Here is a 24,872-nt window from a genome sequence, read left to right on the forward strand (position 1 = left end):
GTTTACAGCTTAAATGAGACTTCGCGAAACTGTGAGCGGTCTTACTGCCCGGTTTTTACTGCTTTGTGCCCCGATAGATGTTCACGCCAAGCTCTCTGATCTTTTTACGCAACGTATTGCGATTAAGTCCGAGAATCTCTGCAGCCTTGATCTGATTACCTCGCGTTGCGGTCAGACAAGCAAGAATCAGCGGATATTCCAGTTCCGCCAGCACGCGATGATAAAGCCCTGGTGGGGGCAAATCAGCACCAAACGATGCGAAGTATCGCTGCATATTCTGCTCAACCACCTGCGATATGGTGATGTTTTCAATGTCGCCCGCAACCGCAATTGGAATATCAGGCTTTGAAAGCTCTGATTTCAGCTCGGTCTCGATGATTTCCGGCGAAATCTCATCCTGCGGATAAAGTGCTGAAAGCCTGCGCACGAGATTTTCGAGTTCGCGCACGTTACCCGGCCACGGATAGCGACGCATCATTTCAATGCCAGCGGGTGTAATGCGTTTCTCTGGCAGGCCTTCTTCGGCAGCGCGCTTGAAGAAGTGACGAACCAGATCAGGCACATCTTCGCTGCGCTCACGAAGCGGCGGCAAGCGCAGTGGCACGACATTCAGGCGATAATAAAGGTCTTCGCGGAACAGACCCTGTGCGATGAGCTGCCGCAAATCCTTGTTGGTTGCGGCCACGATGCGCACATCAGTCTTGATCGGCGTGCGGCCACCGACCGTCATATATTCGCCCTGCTGCAACACACGCAGCAAGCGCGTCTGCGCTTCCATCGGCATGTCGCCGATTTCGTCAAGGAACAGCGTACCGCCATTGGCCTGCTCGAAACGTCCGCTGGAACGGTTCTGTGCGCCGGTAAACGCACCTTTTTCATGGCCAAACAGTTCGGATTCGATCAGATCGCGTGGGATTGCAGCCATATTGATGGCAACAAACGGTCCTTTGCGACGGCGCCCATATTCATGCAACGCGCGCGCGACCAGTTCCTTGCCTGTGCCCGACTCACCTGTGACCATCATGGTCAGGTCGGTCTGCATCATACGGGCCAAGACGCGATAGATTTCCTGCATGGCTGGCGAACGGCCAACGAGCGGCATATTTTCTGCCTGCTCATCCTGCAACACGGCAGCTGGTTTATGCTTTGGCTCTGAAAGCGCACGACCAACAATATTGATGAGCTCTGTCAGATCGAACGGCTTTGGCAGATATTCATAAGCTCCCGCTTCCGAAGCCCGGATCGCGGTCATGAATGTATTTTGCGCGCTCATCACCACAATCGGCAGATCGGGGCGCATTTTCTTGATGCGTGGCAGCAGATCAAACGCATTTTCGTCTGGCATATTGACGTCGGTAATAACCAGATCGCCATCGCCAGCTGCCACCCAACGCCACAGCGAGGTCGCGTTGGATGTAACCCGAACATCGTAGCCAGCACGCGAAAGTGCCTGATTGAGCACTGTGCGAATTGCAGCATCGTCATCCGCAACGAGAATCGTACCTGTCGGACGTCCGGCAATCATGCGTTATCTCCTGTCTTTGCAGACATGCTTGGGCTCTTGGAGCCCGTGTTATCAGCAGAACTTTTCCATGCAGGCATGAGAATGCGGAATGTGGTGCGCGATGGATGACTGTCGCACTCGATCACACCGCCATGATCTCCAATGATTTTGGCCACAAGCGCTAGTCCGAGGCCCGACCCATTAGTCTTGGTCGTTACAAACGGATCAAACAGATGCGGCAGCATATCTTCCGGCACGCCCGGACCATTATCATGGACGCAAAACTCAAGTGGCAGCGCAACACGATCACTGGCGCCCGGCACTTGCAGGCGAATGCCCGGACGATAAGCCGTCGAGAGCGTGATCTCGGCACCTTCACGGTCGCCAAGCGCCTCAGCAGCATTTTTCACCAGATTGAGGAAAACCTGCACAAGCTGATCGCGATTGGCATAAACCGGTGGCAGCGATGGATCATATTCCTCGACAAAGCGGATATGCCGCGCAAAACCGTTTCGCGCCAATGTCTTCACATGATCCAGCACCGAATAGATATTGACCGCCGTACGCTCGATAGGTCGTTCATCGGAAAACACTTCCATACGATCAACGAGCTTCACGATGCGATCAGTTTCATCGGTAATCAACCGTGCCAATGCGCGGTCTTCATCACCAACCACCTGTTCAAGTAGTTGAGCGGCCCCGCGAATGCCTGAAAGCGGGTTCTTGATCTCATGCGCCAGCATGGAAGCAAGCCCCGTCACCGAACGTGCTGCCCCGCGATGGGTCATCTGACGGTCAATCTTCTCCGCCATGGTTTTTTCTTTAAACAGAATAACCACAGCACCCGGCGTTTCGATGACCGGCGCCACGTAAAGATCTACAATGCGTTCGGCACCGAGTTTCGGCGATGAAATATCGACACGATACTCGTTCACCGGAACCTGAGCGGTGCGAACCTGATCGACAAGAGCCAGCAACGGACTGCCGAAAGGCAGAAAAGATTCAAGACGGTTACGCGCCAGAATGGACGAACCCGAGCGGAAAAACTGCTCCGCATCCATATTGGCATAAACAATATGATTGTCGGCGCTGACCATAATGACAGGCTGATTGATTGCATCCAGAATGATTGCTGGAATGCCGTTCGTTTCACCTCTAACGCCCATCACGCGACCTTTCTGTCTGCTTCACGCAGAAAAACGCGGGTCAATGCCGCGACAACCGCTTCCGGGTCGATGAGCGTCATGATTTCAGCCTTGTCTGCGGGAGAAAATGCTTCGACTGCATGACAATCCAGATACCAGCCAAGATGCTTTCTTGAATGGCGAATACCCGTCTTGCTGCCATAATGGTCGAGCATATCTTCGTAATGTCTTATAATATAAGAAAGAATGCCATCCTGCGACCGCGGTGCGAAATCGCTGCCGGCGATCAAGCCAGCAAGCCAGGGCTGACCATAGGAGGCGCGCCCGACCATCACGGCATCAGCGCCTGAGCGACGCAGCAATTCTTCCGCATCTTCACGTGACGACACATCGCCATTGGCGACAAGTGGAATCTTCACGACATCGCGTACCGCATGAATGGCGTCCCAGTCGGCTTTGCCTTCATAAAACTGGCAGCGTGTGCGTCCATGAACCGTCACCATCGCAATACCCGCATCTTCGGCACGCTTTGCAAGTTCCGGTGCGTTGATACTGTTTTCGTCCCAGCCAAGACGCATTTTCAGCGTAACTGGCACTTTCACGGCATTAACGGTTGCTTCAACCAACGTCATCGCATGATCGAGATCGCGCATAAGGGCTGAACCCGAATAGCCGCCTGTCACTTTCTTGGCAGGGCAGCCCATATTGATGTCGATAATATCCGCGCCCTCGCCCTCGGCGATGATGGCTGCTTCGGCCATCCAGTGCGCTTCGCGGCCTGCAAGCTGCACAACATGCGTGCCAAGCCCTTCGCCGGATAAGCGCAACATGCTTTCCTTATGGCGATTGCAGAGTTCAACACTTGCCACCATTTCCGAAACAACCATGCCCGCGCCAGCCTCGGCGGCGCGTTTTCGGAACGGAAGATCGGAGACGCCTGACATGGGCGCGAGAAATACGCGGTTTGGCAGTGTCACACCGCGTATATTCAGAGGTTGTCCAAGGGTAGTCACCAAGAAATGCCCATTTGATGTGCATGATGCAATTAGCACACACTTTAATCATTCAATGCATTGAACGCAAGGAAAAGCGCGTAGCTGCGATGATAAATCGATTGCCGTCTGGCAATTATTTGCGCAAGGCATTATTCCGCATGTAACTAGATGAATCTTTTGGCGAAGGCGACCGACATTTCACGGGCAGCAGCAGTCATCGTAGCCGCAGGACGCGGCGAACGGGCGGGACAGAGCACTGAAGGGCCGAAGCAATATCGGCGGATCGGCGGCGAAGCAGTGCTTTCGCGCACGCTGCGTGCTTTTGCGCATTGCGCTGAGATCGATCAGATCATCGTGGTCATCCATGCCGATGATGCGGCGCTTTATGAGAATGCCATCACCGAATATTATGAGAATGTGCGCGTTGTCACCGGTGGTCCGACGCGCCAGGAATCCACACGACTTGGATTGTTGGCGCTCAACAAGAACGCCCCTGACTATGTCCTCATCCATGATGGTGTGCGTCCATTCATTGAGCAGGATTTGCTTGCACGCATATTCGACAATCTGACACCGCAGGAAGGTGTGCTGCCTGCCCTTGCGGTTTCGGACACGTTGAAGCAATCGGCCAGTGACGGCACTGTTAGAACGACTGTCCCTCGTGCTGGTCTTTTTGCAGCACAGACGCCGCAGGCCTTTCCCTTTACCCCGATCCTGGACGCCCACGAAAAAGCTTATCTCAGCGGCCGGTCGGATTTTACCGACGATGCCTCGATTGCGGAAGCTTATGGACTTTCCGTGCGTATCATCGAGGGTTCGGCAGACAATACCAAACTCACATGGGCCAAAGATATAGAAATGGCCGACAAACGCTTGAGGCATGGCATGACTTCATTTCCAGATATCCGCACCGGCAATGGCTATGACGTTCACAGTTTCGAGCCGGGCGACCACGTCACGCTTTGCGGTGTGGCCATTCCGCACAACAGGAAACTGAACGGTCACTCGGATGCCGACGTGGCCCTCCACGCACTGACCGATGCCCTGCTTGCCACACGCGGCGCAGGCGATATTGGCACACATTTCCCGCCTTCCGATCCGCAGTGGAAGGGTGCTGCATCGCATATCTTTGTTGAACATGCGGTCAAGATCGTGCGTGAAGCCGGTGGTCGTATCGCCAACGCAGATGTGACGATCATCGCTGAAGAACCTAAGATTGGTCCGCATCGCCCGGCAATGATGGAAGCCATGGCAAATATGCTCGGCATTTCGCATGACCGTGTTTCCGTCAAAGCGACCACCAACGAGAAAATGGGCTTTGTTGGTCGCGGCGAAGGCATTGCGGCTATCGTAACGGCAACAGTAATCTATCCCGGTGAGGTTCCAGAATGACACTGGTTGCGGAAGCCCAGTCCATCGACGTACTCAACGCGTGCCGCAAACACGGCATCATGATTGCGACAGCAGAATCCTGCACAGGCGGGCTTATCGCGGCAGCACTCACCGATATTGCAGGTTCATCCGATGTGGTGGACCGCGGCTTTGTAACCTACTCCAATGAAGCCAAGAATGAGATGGTCGGCGTCCCGATGGAACTGATCAACCAGGTGGGTGCGGTTTCAAAAGAAGTGGCAATAGCTATGGCGGAAGGCGCGCTGAACAATTCACGCGCTGGCATCAGCATTGCCGTTACCGGTATTGCCGGCCCCGGTGGCGGGTCAGCAGAAAAGCCGGTCGGTCTCGTGCACATTGCCAGCGCGCGCAAAGGTTTTGCCACGCTACACAAAGAATGCCGTTTTGGTGAAAAGTCACGCGAAGACATTCGGCATCAAACCGTGCTTTCTGCGCTGGCACTGGTCCTTGAGGCGCTGAACTCTAAAGCCTAAGCCAGACCGTAAATTGCGTCAGCACGCTTCTCAAAGGCTTCTGAGAACTTGCGGAAAGCCAGATCGAACATTGATCCCATCAGCAGCCCAAGCGTGCGACTTTTGAATTCATAGTCGATGAAGAATTCGACGTCACATTCATAACCATCGCTCACCGGCTTAAATGTCCAGCGATTGTCGAGATAGCGGAACGGGCCATCGACATATTTCACGTCGATGACGTTTTCGTCCGGCTTCAGAAGCACCTGGCTGGTGAATGTCTCGCGGATCAGCTTATAGCCAACCGTCATGTCGGCGATCAAAAGCGTCTTGCCCTCCCGCTCCTTTCGGGAGCGAATTGAGAGTGCTTCGCACATCGGCAGGAATTGCGGATATTTTTCAACATCGGATACCAGGGCAAACATCTGGTCTGCCCTGTGATGAACGCGTCTGACATTCGTAAATTGCGGCATGCGAACTTAAGCCTGTGCTGCAACCTGCGCTTCGCGAGCAGCCTTGAGCTTTGCGAAATCGTCACCGGCATGGTGCGATGAACGCGTCAGCGGGCTGGACGCAACGAGCGCAAAGCCCTTGGTACGACCAATCGTCTCGAAAGACTTGAATTCGTCTGGCGTCACGAAACGGATCACCGGATGGTGCTTGCGGGTTGGCTGGAGATACTGACCGATGGTCATGAAATCCACTTCAGCAGAACGAAGGTCGTCCATCAGCTGAAGGATTTCGTTCCGCTCTTCGCCAAGACCAACCATGATGCCGGACTTCGTGAAGATTGTCGGGTCGAGTTCCTTCACGCGCTGCAACAGGCGGATCGAATGGAAATAACGAGCGCCCGGGCGAACCTTAAGATACTTCGACGGAACCGTTTCCAGATTGTGATTGAACACGTCAGGGCGTGCCTTGACCACGATCTCAAGCGCGCCTTCCTTGCGCAGGAAGTCTGGCGTAAGAATTTCAATCGTTGTCTTTGGTGTTGCCGCGCGGATCGCGCGAATAACCTCGGCAAAATGCTGCGCGCCGCCATCGGCCAGATCGTCACGGTCAACAGAGGTAATAACGACGTGGGTAAGGCCCATCTGCTTGACAGCCTTAGCGACATTTTCCGGCTCATTTGGATCAAGAGCCGTCGGGATACCGGTCGATACGTTACAGAAAGCACAGGCGCGGGTGCAGATTTCGCCCATGATCATGAAGGTCGCGTGCTTCTTTTCCCAGCACTCGCCAATGTTCGGGCAACCTGCTTCTTCGCAAACGGTAACAAGCTTGTTCGAGCGGACGATCTCGCGCGTCTCGTTATAGCCGCGCGAAACCGGGGCCTTGACGCGGATCCAGTCCGGCTTCTTCAGAATTTCGGTGTCTGGACGGTGAGCCTTTTCAGGGTGCCGCTGACGTCTCTGGTTCACTGTATCGAGAACTGTAACCATGCTGTTTCCTGCCTATCTGAAACAAATGCCTGAGAGCTGATCTGTTCCAATAATGGGTAGACCCCTGACTTAACGCTTGCCCTAACAATTTGATACGCTGCAATGCAATGGCATTTGCTGCGGCTTACCGTCTCGCTGCCATACCTAATGCTCTGAAAACCAACGCCCAGATGAGGCCAAACAGAAAGCCGCCTAATCCGAGAGCCAATGTCAGTATCCAGACGCCGTACCAGCCAGCGATAGCCATTCCGTTGACCGATATGGTGTTTCCGCCGAGCAAGCTCAAGCTTCCTGCCAGAAAGCCTAAAGCAAGACCGCCTGTCGTACACCATTTAATCATGGGCCAAGCGGCACGCCGCCATGGCCCTCCATTATCAATCAGCGGAATGAGTTCACTCCTTTAAGAGCGTTTCCTCGTGAATTGAATTCAAAGTTTGAAAACCGACATTTGCACAACACTTGTTGTGAAGAGGTGCAAATGTCGGAATCAGGTCTCTGAATTACATATTCAGCGCGCGGCCATAGGCATCCAGTACGCTTTCCTTCATCGTTTCGGAAATCGTTGGATGCGGGAAGACCGAGTGCATCAGTTCTTCTTCAGTGGTTTCAAGGTTCATCGCAACGACGAAGCCCTGAATAAGTTCGGTCACTTCGGCGCCAACAAGATGCGCGCCCAGCAGCTGTCCGGTCTTCTTGTCGAAGATCGTCTTGACCAGACCCTGATCTTCACCAAGTGCAATCGCTTTACCGTTTGCTACAAATGGGAAACGACCGACACGAATGTCGAGGCCTTTTTCCTTTGCCTTGGCTTCAGTCAAACCAACCGATGCAACCTGTGGGTTACAATAGGTGCAGCCTGGGACCATATTGCGGTCAAGCGGATGAACATTTGGCAGACCTGCAATCTTTTCAACGCAGATAACAGCTTCATGCTCAGCCTTGTGAGCTAGCATCGGCGGACCAGCAACGTCACCAATCGCATAAATGCCATCAACATTGGTCTTGCAATAAGCGTCGATGGCAATGCAGCCACGATCAGTCTTAACGCCAAGTGCTTCAAGACCGATATTCTCGATATTGCCCTGAACGCCAACAGCCGAAATCATGCGATCAACGGTGAGTGTCTGAACCTTGCCATCCTTGGTTTCGATATGAGCGGTCACATTGTTTGCGCCCTTCTCAACTTTGGAAACCTTGGCTTCGGTGATGATCTTGAGACCGCGCTTTTCGAGCTGCTTGCGTGCGAAAGCCGAAATTTCCGCATCTTCAACAGGCATGATCTGCGACATCAGTTCAACGACGGTAACATCAACGCCCATGTCGTTATAGAACGAGGCAAACTCGATGCCGATTGCGCCCGAACCCATGACCAGCATGGTTTTCGGCAGTTCCTGTGGCACCATCGCTTCAAAGTAAGTCCAGATCAGCTTGCCATCTGGCTCAATGCCTGGAAGCGCACGCGGACGCGCACCTGTTGCAACGATGATGTGCTTAGCCTTGTAAGTGCCCTCGCCAAGTGTGTTCTTCGGCTGAGGTGCCTGTGGCAACATCGGCGCCTTGGAAGTCTTGGAAACGACGATTTCACCCGGCTTGGAAAGCTTTGCTTCGCCCCAGATCACATCGATCTTGTTCTTCTTCATCAGGAAGCCGACGCCACCGTTCATGCGCTCGGCAATGCCGCGCGAACGGGAAACAACAGCCTTGATATCGGCAGTGATTGAACCTTCAAGCTTCAGACCATAATTTTTGGCATGATCAGCGAGGTGCTTCACTTCAGCCGAACGCAGAAGCGCTTTGGTCGGGATACAACCCCAGTTGGAGCAGATGCCAGCGAGATGTTCGCGCTCTACAACAGCCGTCTTGAGCCCGAGCTGTGCTGCGCGGATCGCCGCAACATAGCCTCCAGGACCGGATCCGATAACAATAACGTCGTAAGTGTCGGCCATATTGTTCCTGCCTTTGCTCAGTTCACATTCCGGGTAAGCAATACCCAGTCATGAACTTTGTCCTGCCCGATACGCTTCACAGCTTCGAGCCGTTCCATTTCTTCAAATCCATAACCGCGATAAAGCGAAAGCGCTACGCTATTATGGCTTTCTGTTATCAGGCTGAGACTGGCGTTCCCGCTCAGTTTTGCCTGCTCGATTTCATTTGCAACGAGTGCGCGGCCGATGCTCTTGCCACGAAATTTCTGATAAACGGCAACGCTGTCTATAAAACGACTGCCGATCACCTTGCATTGAAGTGCAATAAGTTGAGCCAGAACCTCGTTCTGTGGCTTTAGCTCATGCAAGCTTTCGTCCAGAGTAAAACCGATAGATAATCCAGCTGTAACGCCATCCCACTCGGCGATGGTCGTTCCTTGCCAGCCCTCCATGCCAGCTTCCTGCATCTGACGTAAGCCCGCCTCCATCACGGTCTCAGCGTCGCAATCATGCATAACACTTTGCCACAACCAATGTGCGAAGCCATGAGAAGAGATATCGACCAAAATGGCTATCTCGGCAGCATCATGGCGTTCAGCCGGGCGAAGTTTGAGTAGTCCTGCCATTCAAAACCTCAAGCGCCGCATTCTGAGAATGCGGCGCATTTAAAGGTCATCCAATCAGACCAGCATACCCATCGGGTTTTCGATGTGACGCTTGAAGGCCTGTGCAAGTTCAGCGGCCAGAGCACCATCGACAGCACGGTGATCGGTGGAAAGGGTTACGGACATAACCGTCGCAACCTTGATTTCACCGTTCTTGACCACTGCGCGCTGTTCGCCCGCACCGATTGCGAAGATCGTCGCATGTGGTGGGTTGATGATTGCTGCAAAGTCCTTCACGCCGAACATACCGAGGTTGGACACAGAGGTCGAACCACCCTGATATTCATCAGGCTTGAGCTTGCGATCACGCGCACGCTTGGCAAGGTCCTTCATCTCGTTGGAGATGGCGGACAGCGTTTTGGATTCCGACTGACGCACGATTGGCGTAATCAGACCGCCAGGGATCGACACAGCAACGCCGACATCCGCACGCTTGTGCTTGATCATGCCGCCTTCAGTCCAGGAGACATTGGCTTCAGGAATGTCGCGCAGCGCAAGAGCAACAGCCTTGATCACCAGATCGTTGACAGAAAGCTTGTAGGCCGGAACCTCACCCTTCTCCGTCTTGGTCAGTGGTGCAGCCGAATTGATCTGCGAACGCAGAGCCAGAAGCGCATCGAGTTCGCAATCGATCGTCAGATAGAAATGCGGAACAGTCTGCTTCGATTCAACCAGACGGCGGGCAATGGTCTTGCGCATACCGTCGTGAGGAACGATTTCGTATGTGCCTTCTTCAAAGAGCTTGAGGATGGCATCATCCGACTGAGGCTTTGGAGCCGATGCAGCTGCCTGAGGTGCAGCGGATGCTGCTTTCGCTCCGCCGGATTTAATTGCAGCTTCAACGTCACGCTGAACGACACGGCCATGAGGGCCAGTGCCTTTTACAGCGGAGACATCAACGCCTGCATCCTTGGCGATGCGACGAGCAAGCGGCGATGCGAAAATGCGATCACCCTTGTTCTCGGCACTCTTGGCTGCTGCCGGAGCAGTTGCTGGGGCTTCAGCCTTTGCAGGAGCCGCGGTTGCAACTTCCTTCTTTGGCTCTTCCTTAGCCGCTTCTGCCTTTGGTGCAGGAGCGGAATCGCCGCCTTTGGCTGCTTCTGCAACATCCTCGCCGTCTTCGGCGAGGATTGCGATCAGCGCATTGACCTTGACGCCTTCGGTTCCAGCAGGAACGACGAGCTTGGCAACAACACCTTCGTCGACAGCTTCGACTTCCATCGTCGCCTTGTCGGTTTCGATCTCAGCGATCACATCGCCGGACGTAACCTTGTCGCCTTCTTTGACCAGCCACTTGGAGAGATTGCCCTCTTCCATGGTTGGTGAAAGTGCTGGCATGGTGATTTTAATCGGCATGTCCAGTACCTCCTCAGGCGGTGTAGGTCACGGCTTTCACCGCTTCCACCACTTCTGCAACAGTTGGCAGAGCCAGCTTTTCGAGATTTGCCGCATATGGCATCGGAACGTCCTTGCCAGCGATCGTCAGGATCGGCGCATCGAGATAATCGAATGCCTGCTGCATGACGCGGGTAGCAATTTCAGTACCAACGGAAGACTGTGGGTAGCCTTCTTCAACGGTAACGAGACGACCGGTCTTCTTTACCGATTCAACGACCGTTGGAATATCCATTGGGCGGATGGTGCGCAGATCGATGATTTCGACATCGATGCCCTGTGCAGCCAGCTCTTCAGCAGCCTTGACCGCATAGGTCATGCCGATACCGAACGAAACGATGGTCGCGTCCTTGCCCTGCTTGTGAATGCGGGCCTTGCCAATTGGCAGAACGAAATCGTCAAGCTTCGGCACATCGAAATGATGACCGTAGAGAATTTCGTTTTCAAGGAAGATGACCGGATTTGGATCGCGGATAGCAGCCTTGAGAAGACCCTTCGCGTCAGCAGCCGAGTAAGGCATGACGACCTTCAGGCCAGGGATCTGGCTGTACCATGCGGCATAGCACTGGGAGTGCTGGGCGGCAACGCGGGCAGCAGCGCCCGAAGGACCGCGGAACACCATCGGTGCGCCCATCTGGCCACCCGACATATAAAGCGTCTTCGCAGCCGAATTGATGATCTGGTCAATCGCCTGCATGGCGAAGTTGAAGGTCATGAATTCGACAATCGGCTTCAGGCCAGCCATTGCAGCACCAACGCCGACGCCGGCAAAACCATGCTCGGTGATCGGGGTATCGACAACGCGGCGTGCGCCGAATTCGTCGAGAAGGCCCTGCGTGATCTTGTAGGCGCCCTGATATTCGGCAACTTCTTCACCCATGATGAAGACGTTCTCGTCGCGGCGCATTTCTTCAGCCATGGCGTCGCGCAGTGCTTCACGCACAGTCATCGAAACCATTTCTGTACCGGCTGGAATGTCCGGATCGGAAGCAACTTCAACTTTCGGAGCAGCAGGCACGCTATCGGCCTTCTTTTCCTCAGTCTTTGGTGCTTCTTTTGCTTCTTCTTTCGGTGCTTCAGCTTTTGCAGCAGGAGCAGAACCGATGTCGGAGGCGCTTTCGCCATCGCCGAGCAAAACAGCAATCGGCGTGTTGACCTTCACGCCTTCGGTTCCTTCTGCGATGAGAATTTTACCGACGGTGCCTTCGTCAACAGCTTCGACTTCCATCGTCGCCTTATCGGTTTCGATTTCAGCGATCACGTCACCGGATGTGACCTTGTCGCCTTCTTTTTTCAGCCACTTGGACAGTTTGCCTTCTTCCATCGTCGGGGAAAGGGCAGGCATGAGAATTTCTACGGGCATGACAATACCTTTCCTGAATTAGAGCAGAATATCCGTGTAGAGCTCGGAAACATCCGGCTCTGGATCGTTTTGAGCGAAATCGGCCGAATCAGCGACGATGTCGCGGACTTCCTTGTCGATTTCCTTCAGCTCTTCTTCAGTGGCCCAGTTATTTTCAATCAGGCGCTGTTTGACCTGTTCAATCGGATCGTGCTCGGAGCGCATCTTCTGCACTTCGTCCTTCGAGCGATACTTCGCAGGATCGGACATCGAGTGACCGCGATAACGATAGGTTTCCATTTCGAGAATCAATGGGCCCTTGCCAGCACGCGCCCATTCAGCAGCGGCTTCAGCAGCAGCAGCAACGGCGCGAACGTCCATGCCGTCAACCTTGATGCCCGGAACGTTGAACGAAACGCCGCGCTTGGAGAAATCTGTTTCAGCGGAAGAACGCGAAACCGACGTGCCCATTGCATAGCGGTTGTTTTCGATCACGTAGATCACCGGAAGCTTCCACAGCGATGCCATGTTGAAAGCTTCATAGACCTGGCCCTGATTGGCGGCACCATCACCGAAATAGGTGACGGAGATATTGTCATTGCCGCGATACTTGTTCGCAAAGGCAAGACCAGTGCCAAGAGGAACCTGAGCGCCGACGATACCATGACCGCCGTAAAAGCCCTTTTCCTTCGAGAACATGTGCATGGAGCCGCCCTTGCCCTTGGAGTAACCTCCACGGCGGCCGGTCAGCTCGGCCATAACGCCACGCGCTTCCATGCCGGTTGCCAGCATGTGACCATGGTCACGATAGGAAGTGATGATCTGATCACCTTCCTTGAGCGCACTCTGCATACCAACGACGACAGCTTCCTGACCGATATAAAGGTGACAGAAACCACCAATAAAGCCCATACCGTAAAGCTGTCCGGCCTTTTCTTCGAAACGGCGGATCAACAGCATTTCGCGGTAAGCGTTCAGTTCCTGCTCTTTAGTGAAATCAGCTGGCGCTGGAGTCTTGGGAACATTCCCAAAAGACGCCTGCGATTTTCCAGCCGACGCCTTATTAGCCTTCGGTGCCATATCTCGCTCCCTACAGCATGCACCCAAAATCGGGATCGATTTTGAAAGCAACATGCGTCGATTCAAATTATCAGAGCACATTCACGCACACGAAGGACGCGCGGCGCTCTACGATTGTCGTTCTATTGTGACGTTATACGGGCAATTTACAAGATACAATATGCGCGCAGAGCATAGCTGCTATGCCGCCAAGCCCTTAAAAACATATCACAAAAAGACAATTAACCGGGATTTGGTTAATTCGATCGATCCTCCCGAGAAACGATAATTGTCATTTCATCGGGATGAGAGAGATTAAGCGCTCTGCGGGCCTGCTCGTCAAGCATGTCCTTTTCAATCGAACCATCACGTAAAAGCGTGACTCGCTTTTCAAGTGCTGCTCTGTCGGCAGTCACCTTATCGAGCTGCTGCGTCAGCAAGCTCTTCTGTTCTTCAAGCTGGATGCGGGAATAAAGACCGAATTCGCCATGATAGGCGTGAAAGCCGAAATAGCTAAGAAACGCAGCCGTCAGAATAGGCAGCACAAAACGGCCGCGGATAGATTTACGTTTCTGCTTGGTCCACATTTCGACTTCCTTCCCGGACATTCAGAGCGGCTTTGATTCTGAATTAAAGCGCACCCCGAAAAACGGGAACCAGTCTTCGGAACAGGTTGCGCATTAATAAAGATAGTCAGAGTGCCGATCCGTTAGAATCAGATCGCACGCGTTCTGACCACGTCAATCCGATTTCCACCATGAAGCATTATTTTGCTTAACAGAGCTTTACCGCGGAGTGATGACAGGACAATTCAGGCGTAGAATTTTTACGACATATGGCTCTCGTCTGAATCAGAAATGGCGGCCGAAGCCGCCATCTCATCAACGAATCCTGTGCAAATCACACATCAAGAATTGTTGAGAAGCCACCCATGATCATGCGCTTGCCATCAAATGGCATGGTATCGCCCATGTCCTTCATGCGCGGATCGCTCATCATTTTTTCATTGGCAGCATCGCGCGTGGCTTTGTCCGGATATTCGAACCACGAGAAGACAACCTCTTCGTCGTCCTTGGCCTGTACCGCACGGCGGAAATCGGTAACTTTGCCATCAGGCACATCGTCGCCCCAGGCTTCCACCATCCGCGTCACACCGAATTCCTTGAACAAGGCCGAAGCCTTGGCTGCGTGTTTCTGATAGGTTTCCTTGTTCGCCTTAGGAACTGCGACAACAAATCCTTCTATGTAAGCCATTTCTCTCTCCCATTTTGGCCCACCCATTTTTGATTAGATGCGTCTGCCCTCGGTCAGCATTCCCTAGAAATAGGACACCGAGTGAAACGGGCAACCGCACTTATATTGATATCAATGTAATTTGTTTTGTCAAATCGACTATAACGGCTGCAAAGGCCATAAGAGGAATGGAAGACAACTATAAGATAAGGCTCTGCGTGATTTAGTTCGAATGGTTTGTGAGAAAGCTCAGCGCTGTGACAGTACCGAATGCCACAAAGTCGGCTTCTGATCGTAGCCACCGCCCTGCCAACTCGTGAATGACACAACATCCCAGATTACGTCTTCACTCCGCGTAGATCAGCGAAATTTTTTAACGCCTCATCCGCAGGGTTTCGAATTGAGCCAGGCTAAGTTTATAGTTTGCTCACCACATATTGGAATTGCTAGCTACATAAGAGAAGCCGAATATCTTCCTGCATTTTTATTGTAAAATGGAGGATGAAAAAATGCGTAAGCTTGTTCTCTTGGCGTCAATTGTTGGTGCGATTTCTGTGTCATCGGCACAATTCGTATCAGCTGAGAACGCAGTCGGTCCGTCTCGTCAGTCACATATTATTTGCACTGCTGAAGGAAAAGATGCCGGCTACTGTGCAAAATATTGCTTAGCATGGATTCTTAATTACGCTCTATGCTTGTAGTGCGCCCTTCATCATTAATGATATTTTTGTAATTATTAAAAATACACACTACTATTAATAGGCTTTATCAAAGATAACTCACTGTAAAGACGCGTATTCTAGAGAATACTCGGTCTACGTTCATATTTATCCGCACGAAGACACAAAGAAAAAGGCGAGCCGAAGCCCGCCTTTTTAATTCAGATATCAATTCGATCTTAGAGGAACTTCAGTGCGCTGCGGCCTGCATAGCGAGCCTGCTTGCCAAGTTCTTCTTCGATGCGGATGAGCTGGTTGTACTTTGCAGTACGGTCTGAACGAGCCAGCGAGCCGGTCTTGATCTGACCGCAGTTGGTTGCAACTGCGAGATCGGCAATGGTCGAATCTTCGGTTTCGCCCGAACGGTGCGACATGACCGAGGTGTAACCAGCCTTGTGTGCGGTTTCGACGGCGTCCAGCGTTTCGCTGAGCGAACCGATCTGGTTGACCTTGACGAGGATCGAGTTGGCAACGCCCATCTTGATACCATCGCGCAGACGAGCCGAGTTCGTTACGAACAGATCGTCGCCAACGAGCTGGCACTTCTTGCCAATCAGGTCGGTCAGATACTTCCAGCCTTCCCAATCGTCTTCAGCCATGCCGTCTTCAATCGAAACGATTGGGTAATCAGCAGCGAGCTTTGCGAGATACTCAGCCTGCGCCTTTGGATCGCGGGTCTTGTTCTCACCTTCATAGACGTAGTTACCGTCCTTGAAGAATTCAGTCGCAGCACAATCGAGACCGATAGCAATGTCTTCGCCCGGCTTGAAGCCAGCCTTTTCGATCGATTCTACAACGAAATCGAGAGCAGCTTCTGCGCTCAGCAGGTTCGGAGCAAAGCCGCCTTCATCACCAACATTGGTGTTGTGGCCAGCATCTTTCAGACGCTTCTTGAGCGTGTGGAAAACTTCCGCGCCATAACGAACAGCTTCGCGCAGTGATGGAGCACCAACTGGCAGGATCATGAATTCCTGGAAGTCGATTGGATTGTCGGCATGAGCGCCACCATTGATGATGTTCATCATTGGAACTGGCAGAACATGGGCGTTAGCACCGCCAACGTAACGATAAAGCGGCAGGCCGGTCGACTGTGCAGCAGCCTTGGCAACAGCAAGCGAAACGCCGAGAATTGCGTTTGCACCGAGATTGCCCTTGTTTGGCGTGCCATCAAGTTCAATCAGAGCCTGGTCAACGAGAAGCTGATTTTCAGCATCGATGCCAGCGATTGCGTCGAAAATCTTGCCATTGACTGCTTCAACAGCCTTTTCAACGCCCTTGCCGAGATAGCGGCTGCCGCCGTCACGAAGCTCAACAGCCTCATGTGCGCCAGTAGAAGCGCCCGATGGCACAGCTGCGCGGCCAAAAGAGCCGTCTTCGAGTACGACGTCGACTTCAACAGTCGGGTTACCGCGGCTGTCGAGAATTTCGCGACCAACGATGTCGATGATTGCAGTCATAGGGGCAAGTCCTTCCCTGTAGATAGCCCCGCTCCTGCCGCGAGGCACATTGAAGAAATCCGATGTGAGACTTCATTACAGAAATAAAAGGCGGAGGAACATCCCCCGCCTGTGAATTTCTAATGAAATTTTAAATCGATTTAGAAATCCTGTCGAAAGCCATGAGTTTTTCGAGAAGTGCAGGCATTTTATCAATCTGAACCATGTTTGGACCGTCAGATGGTGCATTATCCGGGTCTTCATGCGTTTCGATGAATACACCGGCTACACCCACAGCAACCGCAGCGCTTGCAAGCGTTTCAACGAATTCGCGCTGGCCACCGGACGAACCACCCTGCCCGCCAGGCTGCTGCACGGAATGGGTTGCATCGAAAATCACCGGCGAGCCGAAACCTGCCATGATAGGCAGCGAACGCATGTCGGAAACAAGTGTGTTATAACCGAAAGACGCGCCGCGTTCGGTGGCCAGAACATTCGGGTTGCCATTCTCAGTGATCTTGGCCAGCACGTTTTTCATGTCCCAGGGCGCCAGAAACTGGCCCTTCTTCACATTAACCGCACGGCCTGTCTTTGCAGCGGCGACCAAAAGGTCAGTCTGGCGGCAAAGGAACGCTGGAATCTGCAGAACATCGACAACTTCAGCAACAGTTGCGCATTGCTCTTCAGTATGGATGTCAGTGAGAACAGGAAAGCCGAACTCTTTCTTGAGATCGGCAAAAACTTCGAGCGCCTTATCCAGACCAATGCCGCGCTGTGCACTAAGCGAGGTGCGGTTGGCCTTGTCGAAGCTCGACTTATAGACGAGGCCCATGCCGAGCTTGTTGGTAATCTCCACCAGACGTCCGGCCATGTCGAACGCATGTTCACGGCTTTCCATCTGGCAAGGCCCGGCAATCAAAGCCAGTGGCGCGCTGTTGGAGAACGTAACATTGCCGATTTTCACGGCAGAATTAGCGGTCGTCATGATTGTGAACCTTCAAATACAAACAATGTCCCCTGACCTGCGGCAGGATGGACGAGAACACGACCATCGCTCTTTGTAAAAGCGATTCCGTTACGAGTGAGGAGTTGCTCAACGGCATAAAGCGAAGCAACCAAGAAAACCAGTCCTGATAGCCGCAGGCCACGACCATGCAGTGCCGGCGTCCATCCGAAACAGCGATTAAACTGTGTCGGCGTCATGACCTCTATATTGGAATTTTTAGCCGTGATTGCCAGAGAGCCATCTTCACGTCTCCGAGCAGCGGCATGAAATACGCCCTGCAAGAGATCGGAGAAGTCTTCCGGTTGTTCTTCACACAGCAATATCTCACGTAAGCCTGTTACGCCATTTTCATGTGTGATCAGGTGCGAACGGTCAGTCTTGGGGTATGCCATACGTTGACAGGTGAAGAAGAATGCGTCCGGCGCGCGCAAATCCACTGCAAAAGCCAGCCGGAAGCTGCCTTTCTCACGTTTTCCCTCAGACGAGATGAAGCTGCGCGAAAACTCGACCATGCGACCGCCGGAAATACCGCGCCGCTTGAATTCCGCATGATCGCCACGCGAATCGTCGGTCTTGAAGGCTATCCCGGAAAAACCATCATCACCGTTTCGAAAACGGTAGGATAAATCACGCTGGATAAAGCTGTTGTTTCGCTGTGCGGCGGCTTCATAAAGCGGCGAACGGTCTACAGCCAACATTTCTAGATAAGTATCGTCTGCAAAGAAACTGCAGACATTAGCGGTGCCGAACGGATGTTGTGCGTCCGGCGCCACTGTAAATCCCAGAAGGGAAAGTCTCCTGCGCGCCTCACTCAGTTGAGAAACTGGAAGCACCAGATGGTCAACTGAACGAGCTTTGCGCGCAAGATCATTTGTCATGCATCAAACCAGTCTGCCCTGTTCCATCGCAGCCGCGATGAAGGAAGAGAATAGTGGGTGTGGTTCAAACGGACGCGACTTCAGTTCCGGATGGTACTGAACGCCGATGAACCAAGGATGGTCAGCATACTCAACCGTTTCCGGCAGAACGCCGTCAGGTGACATGCCCGAGAATACCAAGCCGCTAGCTTCGAGGCGGTCCTTATAATCAACGTTCACTTCATAGCGGTGACGATGACGTTCAGAAATCTCGGTCGAACCGTAAATCTCGGCAATACGTGTTCCAGCCTTGAGCGTGGAATCATATGCACCAAGGCGCATCGTGCCGCCCAGATCACCCGACTTCGTGCGCTTTTCGAGCATATTGCCCTTGAGCCATTCGGTCATCAGACCAACAACAGGTTCCTTGGTCGGGCCAAACTCGGTCGAAGAGGCATTTTCGATACCGGCGAGATTACGCGCGGCTTCGAGACATGCCATCTGCATACCGAAGCAGATGCCGAAATAAGGGACCTTGTGTTCGCGTGCGAATTTGGCCGCAAGGATCTTGCCTTCCGCACCACGCTCACCAAAGCCGCCTGGCACCAGAATGCCGTGGACTTTTTCGAGATATGGCGACGGGTCTTCGCTTTCAAAGACTTCTGCTTCGATCCAGTCGAGCTTGACCTTGACCTTGTTGGCAATGCCACCGTGCTGCAGCGCTTCGATCAGCGACTTATAAGCATCCTTCAGCTCGGTATATTTACCGACAACGGCAATGGTAACTTCGCCTTCAGGGTTGTGCAGAAGATGGGAAATACCTTCCCAGCGTTCCATACGTGGCTTCGGTGCCGGTTCGATACCAAATGCTGCAAGCACTTCGTTGTCGAGACCTTCCTTATGATAGGCAATCGGCACATCATAAATGGTCGAGACGTCGAGCGCCTGAATAACCGCACTTTCACGCACATTACAGAACAGCGACAGCTTGCGGCGTTCGGAAGCCGGAATCTCGCGATCCGCACGAACCAGAAGAATATCCGGAGCAATACCGATCGAACGCAGTTCCTTGACCGAATGCTGTGTCGGCTTGGTCTTGAGTTCACCTGCCGCTGGAATATACGGCATCAATGTCAGATGGATATAGACTGCGCTGTTACGTGGCAGTTCGTTGCCGAGCTGACGAATAGCTTCGAGGAACGGCATGGCTTCGATATCGCCAACCGTACCGCCGATTTCGCACAGCACGAAATCATAATCGTCATTGCCTTCAAGAATGAAGTTCTTGATTTCATCCGTGACGTGAGGAATGACCTGAACCGTCGCACCGAGATAATCGCCGCGGCGTTCTTTTTCGATGATGTTGCGGTAGATGCGACCGGTGGTGATGTTATCCCGCTGATTTGCTGGACGACCGGTGAACCGCTCGTAATGGCCCAGATCAAGGTCTGTTTCGGCACCATCGTCAGTGACGAACACCTCACCGTGCTGGTAAGGCGACATCGTGCCGGGGTCGACGTTCAGATAAGGGTCGAGTTTACGGATACGCACGCGGTAACCGCGTGCCTGAAGGAGTGCAGCCAATGCTGCTGCGGCAATGCCTTTTCCAAGGGAAGAAACCACGCCGCCTGTGATGAATACATATCGCGCCATGGGCTTATGTCGTTAGACCCTTCTTGCTGATTCCGCCACTAAAAAAAGTGTGACCAGCGTTTTTTCCATCAAAATCACACCCGTTCAGCCTCCCATATGGGATAACCGGATGCTTCCACCAAGTTCAGTCCTGCTCGCAGCATGTAGCCTTATTAGTTACACGCGCACGAAAAAAGGCCGGGAAAATCCCGGCCTTTCGGGTATTTCTACAAAAAATTAGAGAACGACGACTTTTGCGCCCATGCCGACGCGATCATAGAGATCCAGAATGTCGTCATTGGTCATACGGAAGCAACCGTTCGAAGCCGGGCTGCCGATTGTCCATGGCTGAGTGGTACCGTGAATACGGATATACGTATCCTTGTTGCCCTGGAACAGATACATGGCGCGCGAACCAAGTGGATTGCCTGGACCGCCGTCCATACCGTTCTTGTAGCGACCATACTGAGCCGGATTGCGTTCAATCATTTCCTTGGTCGGAATCCAGCGTGGCCATTCGCGCTTTGCGCTGACAGTTGCTGTTCCCTTGAACTCAAGTCCGACTTTACCGACCGCAATGCCGTAACGGCGCGCAGTGGTCGAGCTTTCGACGAGATAAAGGAAATACTTCGCAGGATCGATGACGATCGTGCCAGCTTCGTAACCGGTGAAGGATACCGTCTGCGCCTGATAGCGCGGGTCGATATTGTAGCGGTTGAGGGCAACCTTCTTCGCAGCACCTGCGTTCGAAGCGCTCTTCTTTTTCTTCTTTGCAGGCTTTTCCTTGGCATCGTTTGCCATAGCGACCTGCTGAACACCCGTTGCCGCAGCCGTAAGTTCAGCTTCAGCACCAGCTGCAAAACTTGGGCCCGTAAGTCCAATGCAAAGGCTTGCAATGCCAGCCATCAAAATAAAACGTGAAGACATGATCTGTTCCCGAAAACCCAAGCAGTGCGGAAAACACCTGTCGCAGTATCGCGTTCAGGCTTTCGCTCTCCATACTGCAAAGGGCAGCACTACTCAATTATCCACAATAGCTATCCCTCACGATTCGAGAGGGGCTATTGCCCGTGTGCAACACTTTGCAATCTGATGCTTAACAAAAAGAAAACCGGCCCTTTCGAGCCGGTTTTCAAATTTTCTGCAATTACAAAGCTCTTATTGTGAGCTTGGAACCTGTGGAGCCTGTGGCTGAGTGCTGTCAGGCTGCGCTGGTGCAGTTGCTGGAGCTTCACCCGAAGCAGGTGTTTCAGCTTCATTGGTGCGCGAAGACTCACCCCCCAGCTGATTGAGAATGCCACCGCCAGTACCGGTACCAGTTCCACCAGCAGGAGGATTCTGCGTGCTGCCAGCTGCAGGAATACGGTTCAGAATGTCCGTTGGCTTTTCGCCATAACGGGCCATGATGCCGAGAACGAGCGAAGTGGCGAAGAAGCCAATCGCAAGAATAGCTGTCGTGCGGGTCAGCGCGTTAGCCGCGCCGCGTGCCGTCATGAAGCCCGAACCACCGCCGATACCAAGGCCACCGCCTTCGGAACGCTGGATGAGCACAACGCCAACAAGCGCCAGAACGATCAACAAATGAATGACAATGACTATGGTCTGCATAGGTTACGGTCTTTATATCTCTGGACTAATGCATAACCGGGAAAAACCAAGCGATTTCCGCCCCGGATAGCGATGATACAAATAGATAGAGCGGCTCTTTACACGCTATTGCATGATAATCCAAGCCCTGCGCCCGATATAGATTTAAGGACGCAGATGCTCATCACAGATTACGATAGGTTTCGCATATGGCGAGGAAGTCTGTTGCTTTCAAGCTGGCTCCGCCAACCAATGCACCATCGACATCCGGCACGCTCAACAATTCAATGGCATTGGCTGGTTTGACCGAACCACCATAGAGAAGTCGCAGATGCGCGCCGCTGGTGCCAAAACGTTCGGTGAGCTTGTCACGCATGAATGCGTGGGCTGCGCGCACATCCTGAACAGTCGGCGTCAAACCAGTACCAATGGCCCAAACTGGCTCATAAGCAACAATCGTGTTTTCAGCCTTCACACCTTCGGGAAGCGAAGCTGCAAGCTGGTCGCCGATAACATCAAGTGTGCGATCTGACTTGCGCTCATCAGCGGTTTCGCCAACACAGACAATCGCAATAAGACCAGCAGCCCAGGCGGCTTCAGTCTTGCTGCGCACCAGTTCGCTGGCTTCGCGATGATCGGTACGACGTTCCGAGTGGCCGAGGATAACGTGGCTTGCGCCTGCTTCTTTCAGCATTTCTGCCGAAACATCGCCGGTATGTGCGCCAGACACTTTCTGGTGACAATCCTGACCGCCAAGCGCGACTGTTTCACCTTCAAGCGTTTCAGCAGCGCGCGACAACAATGTCGCCGGAACGCAGATCACGGCATCAAGCTTACGACCCAGATCGGAACTCAGGCCCGCAGAAATCGCGCGCAATTCCGTGAGGGATTCTCCTGTACCATTCATTTTCCAGTTGCCAGCAACCAGAGGACGGATTCCCGGAGTCATTTCATTCTCCTCGCCTTAAAGAACGCCGGACCGCATATTTTTGCGTGAGCGGCGCCAAATTTTGCCACTGACTAAGCGTATTCGTCACGCAATGCAACGTTCTTGGCGATGTTCTTGGTGGTTGACGCTCAATGAGAACTTGCATCATGGCCTAGCTTAAGGTTATCCCCTCACACGGGTTATCTTTATCGATAGCCGGGCTTTGTTTTGTTCTTAAAGGGTTTCCAATGCTCGACAGTATGCGTGATGCCGCCAAATCCTGGGTTGCTAAGCTTCTCCTCGGTCTGCTCGTTCTGAGTTTTGCAGTCTGGGGCATCGCTGATGCATTCCGAGGCGACATGTCTGGCAATGCAGCGCTGAGCGCTGGCAAGTCGGAAGTGAGCGCAACAGATTATCGCTTTGCTTACGAGCAACAGCTGATGCGTCTGTCGCAGCAGTTCCGTCAGCGACTGACCCGCGAACAGGCACAACAGTTCGGTGTCGACAATCAGGTTCTTGCACAGCTCGCAGCTGGCGTTGTTCTGGATGAAGAAGCACGCAACATGCAGCTTGGTCTTTCCAAGGATGGCATTGCGCGTCTGACCGGCGAAGACCCATCGTTCCAGGATGCCAGCGGCAACTTCAGCCGCGCACAGTTCGATGCAGTTCTGCGCCAGTCAAACATTCGTGCGCAGGACTATCTCGATAACCGCGCGAAAGTTGCTCGTCGCCAGCAGATTGTTGAAGCAGCAACCGACGGCATGAAAATGCCAAACACCATGCTCAAGGCGCTTGCTCTTTATCAGGGTGAAAGCCGCAGCGCGGATTACATCACAATCCCGGCTGAAAAGGCCGATGCTGTTCCGGCGCCTTCCGATGACGCTCTCAAGGCTTACTTTGAAGAGCACAAGGATGAATATAAGGCTCCGGAATACCGCAAAATCACCTATGTGAAGCTTGAGCCGTCGGACATTGCCGATGCTGCTGCTGTCACGCAGGATGAGATCAAGGAATATTACGAAAAGAACCAGAGCCGTTTCAGCACCACTGAAACGCGCACAATCGAACAGCTGAACTTTGCTGATGAAGCAGCTGCTACGGCCGCACAGCAGAAAATCGCAGCAGGCACAAGCTTTGTCGATATCGGCAAAGAACAGGGCAAGAGCGAAGCTGATCTGGTTCTCGGAACCTTCGAAAAGACCGCTCTTCCAGATGCAATTATCGCAGAAGCAGCATTTGGCCTTAATGAAGGCGGCGTAAGTGACGTTGTTAAGGGCGCATTCGGCCCGGTCATTCTCCGCGTTACCAAAGTTAATCCGGCAAACACCAAGTCGCTGTCGGATGTTGAAGGCGAAATTCGCGATACCGTTGCCACCAACATTGCAATCAGCAGCATCAACGGTATTCACGATTCCTATGAACAGCAGCGTTCGGACGGCGCAAGCATGGCCGATGTTGCCAAGGGGCTCAGCCTCAAGACCGTAACCATTGACGCTGTCGATGCCGAAGGCAACGATCCAGCCGGCAAAGCGGTTGAACTGCCAAACTCCGAAGCGCTTCTCGCTGCCGCATTCCAGGCAGAACAGGGCTTCGATAACGATGCGCTCACCATGGGTAACACCGGTTATCTCTGGTACCAGATTGATGGCACCACCCCTGCCCGTGACCGCACCCTTGATGAAGTTAAGGACAAGGTCATTGCAGCATGGAAGGGCGAAGAAGCCGTCAAGCGTTTGAACCAGCGTCTGGAAGAGCTGAAGAAGCGCCTGGATGGCGGTGAGACGCTCGATGCGATTGCTGCTGAAGCTGGTCTAGAAAAGCAGACCAAGCGCGGCATCACCCGCAACACTAACGATGCGGATTTTGGCTCGGCTGCAACCGCTCAGGTATTCCGTAGCGCAAACGACCACACCGGTACAGCGGCTGCGGCATCTGACGATGCACAGATCTTGTTCAAGGTTGTTGAAGTCACCGAACCAACCGCTGCAGGTCCGGAAGCAATTCCTGAACAGCAGCAGACCTATCTGTCGACGACACTCACAGATGATGTTCTTGAGCAGATGGTCGGCGAACTGCAGAAGCAGTATCCGGTGCGGATCAACCAGACCGTAATCAACAATGCATTGGCCTTCTGATC

At 53.1% G+C, this 24,872-nt stretch carries 23 protein-coding genes; 3 read left to right on the plus strand and 20 right to left on the minus strand.

Features of this window, described 5'->3' with window-relative positions; translation table 11 throughout:
• Positions 1-55 precede the first annotated feature (55 nt).
• The 3 genes from ntrC to dusB are packed head-to-tail and all read right to left on the minus strand — an operon-like array spanning position 56 to position 3,662.
• Positions 56-1,525 (minus strand): nitrogen regulation protein NR(I), encoded by a 1,470-nt coding sequence (gene ntrC / locus ABWV94_RS03325; protein ID WP_007875118.1) that lies wholly within the window; start codon positions 1,523-1,525, stop codon positions 56-58.
• Complete coding sequence (locus ABWV94_RS03330) at positions 1,522-2,670, minus strand: two-component system sensor histidine kinase NtrB (RefSeq protein ID WP_064320663.1); 1,149 nt, start codon at positions 2,668-2,670, stop codon at positions 1,522-1,524. The genes ntrC and ABWV94_RS03330 overlap by 4 nt, the downstream gene beginning before the upstream one ends.
• A complete protein-coding gene (gene dusB / locus ABWV94_RS03335) occupies positions 2,670-3,662 on the minus strand; it encodes a tRNA dihydrouridine synthase DusB (protein WP_353412608.1) in 993 nt (330 codons plus the stop codon). Before dusB ends, ABWV94_RS03330 begins: the two co-directional genes overlap by 1 nt.
• Before the next feature lie 150 nt (positions 3,663-3,812).
• On the opposite strand from dusB, the gene ABWV94_RS03340 reads away from it, so the two are divergent.
• Complete coding sequence (locus tag ABWV94_RS03340) at positions 3,813-5,036, plus strand: bifunctional 2-C-methyl-D-erythritol 4-phosphate cytidylyltransferase/2-C-methyl-D-erythritol 2,4-cyclodiphosphate synthase (RefSeq protein WP_353412610.1); 1,224 nt, start codon at positions 3,813-3,815, stop codon at positions 5,034-5,036.
• Positions 5,033-5,530, plus strand: coding sequence for a CinA family protein (locus ABWV94_RS03345; RefSeq protein WP_113498472.1), 498 nt, complete (start codon positions 5,033-5,035; stop codon positions 5,528-5,530). Before ABWV94_RS03340 ends, ABWV94_RS03345 begins: the two co-directional genes overlap by 4 nt.
• On the opposite strand, the gene ABWV94_RS03350 is transcribed toward ABWV94_RS03345, so the two are convergent.
• From ABWV94_RS03350 to tpiA, 17 genes are all read right to left on the minus strand, one after another.
• On the minus strand, positions 5,527-5,982 hold the full coding sequence (locus tag ABWV94_RS03350) for a type II toxin-antitoxin system RatA family toxin (RefSeq protein WP_007875135.1): 456 nt from the start codon (positions 5,980-5,982) through the stop codon (positions 5,527-5,529). The genes ABWV94_RS03345 and ABWV94_RS03350 overlap by 4 nt on opposite strands.
• A gap of 6 nt (positions 5,983-5,988) precedes the next feature.
• Positions 5,989-6,951 (minus strand): lipoyl synthase, encoded by a 963-nt coding sequence (lipA, locus tag ABWV94_RS03355; protein ID WP_112812785.1) that lies wholly within the window; start codon positions 6,949-6,951, stop codon positions 5,989-5,991.
• Between the two features lie 124 nt (positions 6,952-7,075).
• Positions 7,076-7,291, minus strand: coding sequence for a hypothetical protein (locus ABWV94_RS03360; RefSeq protein WP_113498474.1), 216 nt, complete (start codon positions 7,289-7,291; stop codon positions 7,076-7,078).
• 160 nt (positions 7,292-7,451) lie between these two features.
• Positions 7,452-8,897 carry a dihydrolipoyl dehydrogenase gene (gene lpdA, locus ABWV94_RS03365; RefSeq protein ID WP_007875138.1) on the minus strand — a complete coding sequence of 482 codons (1,446 nt, stop codon included), beginning with the start codon at positions 8,895-8,897 and terminating at the stop codon, positions 7,452-7,454.
• Between the two features lie 17 nt (positions 8,898-8,914).
• Positions 8,915-9,502, minus strand: coding sequence for a GNAT family N-acetyltransferase (locus ABWV94_RS03370; RefSeq protein WP_105518606.1), 588 nt, complete (start codon positions 9,500-9,502; stop codon positions 8,915-8,917).
• A gap of 54 nt (positions 9,503-9,556) precedes the next feature.
• Positions 9,557-10,897, minus strand: coding sequence for a pyruvate dehydrogenase complex dihydrolipoamide acetyltransferase (locus tag ABWV94_RS03375; protein ID WP_113498476.1), 1,341 nt, complete (start codon positions 10,895-10,897; stop codon positions 9,557-9,559).
• Between the two features lie 13 nt (positions 10,898-10,910).
• Positions 10,911-12,299 carry a pyruvate dehydrogenase complex E1 component subunit beta gene (locus ABWV94_RS03380; RefSeq protein WP_007875141.1) on the minus strand — a complete coding sequence of 463 codons (1,389 nt, stop codon included), beginning with the start codon at positions 12,297-12,299 and terminating at the stop codon, positions 10,911-10,913.
• 18 nt (positions 12,300-12,317) lie between these two features.
• Positions 12,318-13,358, minus strand: coding sequence for a pyruvate dehydrogenase (acetyl-transferring) E1 component subunit alpha (gene pdhA / locus ABWV94_RS03385; protein WP_007875142.1), 1,041 nt, complete (start codon positions 13,356-13,358; stop codon positions 12,318-12,320).
• Positions 13,359-13,594: 236 nt separating this feature from the next.
• Complete coding sequence (locus ABWV94_RS03390; RefSeq protein WP_007875144.1) at positions 13,595-13,924, minus strand: FtsB family cell division protein; 330 nt, start codon at positions 13,922-13,924, stop codon at positions 13,595-13,597.
• Between the two features lie 313 nt (positions 13,925-14,237).
• Complete coding sequence (locus ABWV94_RS03395; protein WP_007875146.1) at positions 14,238-14,591, minus strand: DUF1428 domain-containing protein; 354 nt, start codon at positions 14,589-14,591, stop codon at positions 14,238-14,240.
• Between the two features lie 877 nt (positions 14,592-15,468).
• Positions 15,469-16,746, minus strand: a complete 1,278-nt coding sequence (gene eno, locus ABWV94_RS03400) for a phosphopyruvate hydratase (protein ID WP_007875148.1) — start codon at positions 16,744-16,746, stop codon at positions 15,469-15,471.
• A gap of 130 nt (positions 16,747-16,876) precedes the next feature.
• Positions 16,877-17,710, minus strand: coding sequence for a 3-deoxy-8-phosphooctulonate synthase (kdsA, locus tag ABWV94_RS03405; RefSeq protein ID WP_079211944.1), 834 nt, complete (start codon positions 17,708-17,710; stop codon positions 16,877-16,879).
• Positions 17,707-18,609, minus strand: a complete 903-nt coding sequence (locus tag ABWV94_RS03410) for a VOC family protein (protein ID WP_113498479.1) — start codon at positions 18,607-18,609, stop codon at positions 17,707-17,709. The genes kdsA and ABWV94_RS03410 overlap by 4 nt, the downstream gene beginning before the upstream one ends.
• A gap of 3 nt (positions 18,610-18,612) precedes the next feature.
• Entirely contained in the window at positions 18,613-20,241 is a 1,629-nt protein-coding gene (gene pyrG, locus ABWV94_RS03415) for a CTP synthase (protein WP_113498481.1), read from the minus strand.
• 216 nt (positions 20,242-20,457) lie between these two features.
• The gene (locus ABWV94_RS03420) at positions 20,458-21,147 is read right to left on the minus strand and encodes a L,D-transpeptidase (protein WP_007875152.1); all 690 of its coding nucleotides are present in this window, start codon (positions 21,145-21,147) and stop codon (positions 20,458-20,460) included.
• A gap of 231 nt (positions 21,148-21,378) precedes the next feature.
• Positions 21,379-21,828: a preprotein translocase subunit SecG gene (secG, locus tag ABWV94_RS03425; protein ID WP_007875153.1), complete on the minus strand. Its 450-nt coding sequence runs from the start codon at positions 21,826-21,828 to the stop codon at positions 21,379-21,381.
• A gap of 163 nt (positions 21,829-21,991) precedes the next feature.
• Positions 21,992-22,756 (minus strand): triose-phosphate isomerase, encoded by a 765-nt coding sequence (tpiA, locus tag ABWV94_RS03430; RefSeq protein WP_079211947.1) that lies wholly within the window; start codon positions 22,754-22,756, stop codon positions 21,992-21,994.
• 227 nt (positions 22,757-22,983) lie between these two features.
• Between tpiA and ABWV94_RS03435 the strand changes: the two genes are divergently transcribed.
• Positions 22,984-24,870, plus strand: a complete 1,887-nt coding sequence (locus tag ABWV94_RS03435; RefSeq protein WP_113498483.1) for a peptidyl-prolyl cis-trans isomerase — start codon at positions 22,984-22,986, stop codon at positions 24,868-24,870.
• Positions 24,871-24,872 lie beyond the last annotated feature (2 nt).

It is taken from the genome of Brucella sp. NBRC 12953, from assembly GCF_040369775.1.
In the GTDB taxonomy this organism is placed as follows: Bacteria; Pseudomonadota; Alphaproteobacteria; order Rhizobiales; family Rhizobiaceae; genus Brucella; species Brucella pseudogrignonensis.

Excerpts from the sequence above, each read along its gene's own strand:
- ntrC (WP_007875118.1), bottom strand. The coding sequence starts at position 1,525 with ATGATTGCCGGACGTCCGACAGGTACGATTCTCGTTGCGGATGACGAT.
- ABWV94_RS03330 (WP_064320663.1), bottom strand. The coding sequence starts at position 2,670 with ATGGGCGTTAGAGGTGAAACGAACGGCATTCCAGCAATCATTCTGGAT.
- ABWV94_RS03340 (WP_353412610.1), top strand. The coding sequence starts at position 3,813 with ATGAATCTTTTGGCGAAGGCGACCGACATTTCACGGGCAGCAGCAGTC.
- ABWV94_RS03345 (WP_113498472.1), top strand. The coding sequence starts at position 5,033 with ATGACACTGGTTGCGGAAGCCCAGTCCATCGACGTACTCAACGCGTGC.
- ABWV94_RS03350 (WP_007875135.1), bottom strand. The coding sequence starts at position 5,982 with ATGCCGCAATTTACGAATGTCAGACGCGTTCATCACAGGGCAGACCAG.
- lipA (WP_112812785.1), bottom strand. The coding sequence starts at position 6,951 with ATGGTTACAGTTCTCGATACAGTGAACCAGAGACGTCAGCGGCACCCT.
- ABWV94_RS03360 (WP_113498474.1), bottom strand. The coding sequence starts at position 7,291 with ATGATTAAATGGTGTACGACAGGCGGTCTTGCTTTAGGCTTTCTGGCA.
- lpdA (WP_007875138.1), bottom strand. The coding sequence starts at position 8,897 with ATGGCCGACACTTACGACGTTATTGTTATCGGATCCGGTCCTGGAGGC.
- ABWV94_RS03370 (WP_105518606.1), bottom strand. The coding sequence starts at position 9,502 with ATGGCAGGACTACTCAAACTTCGCCCGGCTGAACGCCATGATGCTGCC.
- ABWV94_RS03375 (WP_113498476.1), bottom strand. The coding sequence starts at position 10,897 with ATGCCGATTAAAATCACCATGCCAGCACTTTCACCAACCATGGAAGAG.
- ABWV94_RS03380 (WP_007875141.1), bottom strand. The coding sequence starts at position 12,299 with ATGCCCGTAGAAATTCTCATGCCTGCCCTTTCCCCGACGATGGAAGAA.
- pdhA (WP_007875142.1), bottom strand. The coding sequence starts at position 13,358 with ATGGCACCGAAGGCTAATAAGGCGTCGGCTGGAAAATCGCAGGCGTCT.
- ABWV94_RS03390 (WP_007875144.1), bottom strand. The coding sequence starts at position 13,924 with ATGTGGACCAAGCAGAAACGTAAATCTATCCGCGGCCGTTTTGTGCTG.
- ABWV94_RS03395 (WP_007875146.1), bottom strand. The coding sequence starts at position 14,591 with ATGGCTTACATAGAAGGATTTGTTGTCGCAGTTCCTAAGGCGAACAAG.
- eno (WP_007875148.1), bottom strand. The coding sequence starts at position 16,746 with ATGACTGCAATCATCGACATCGTTGGTCGCGAAATTCTCGACAGCCGC.
- kdsA (WP_079211944.1), bottom strand. The coding sequence starts at position 17,710 with ATGACGACCGCTAATTCTGCCGTGAAAATCGGCAATGTTACGTTCTCC.
- ABWV94_RS03410 (WP_113498479.1), bottom strand. The coding sequence starts at position 18,609 with ATGACAAATGATCTTGCGCGCAAAGCTCGTTCAGTTGACCATCTGGTG.
- pyrG (WP_113498481.1), bottom strand. The coding sequence starts at position 20,241 with ATGGCGCGATATGTATTCATCACAGGCGGCGTGGTTTCTTCCCTTGGA.
- ABWV94_RS03420 (WP_007875152.1), bottom strand. The coding sequence starts at position 21,147 with ATGTCTTCACGTTTTATTTTGATGGCTGGCATTGCAAGCCTTTGCATT.
- secG (WP_007875153.1), bottom strand. The coding sequence starts at position 21,828 with ATGCAGACCATAGTCATTGTCATTCATTTGTTGATCGTTCTGGCGCTT.
- tpiA (WP_079211947.1), bottom strand. The coding sequence starts at position 22,756 with ATGACTCCGGGAATCCGTCCTCTGGTTGCTGGCAACTGGAAAATGAAT.
- ABWV94_RS03435 (WP_113498483.1), top strand. The coding sequence starts at position 22,984 with ATGCTCGACAGTATGCGTGATGCCGCCAAATCCTGGGTTGCTAAGCTT.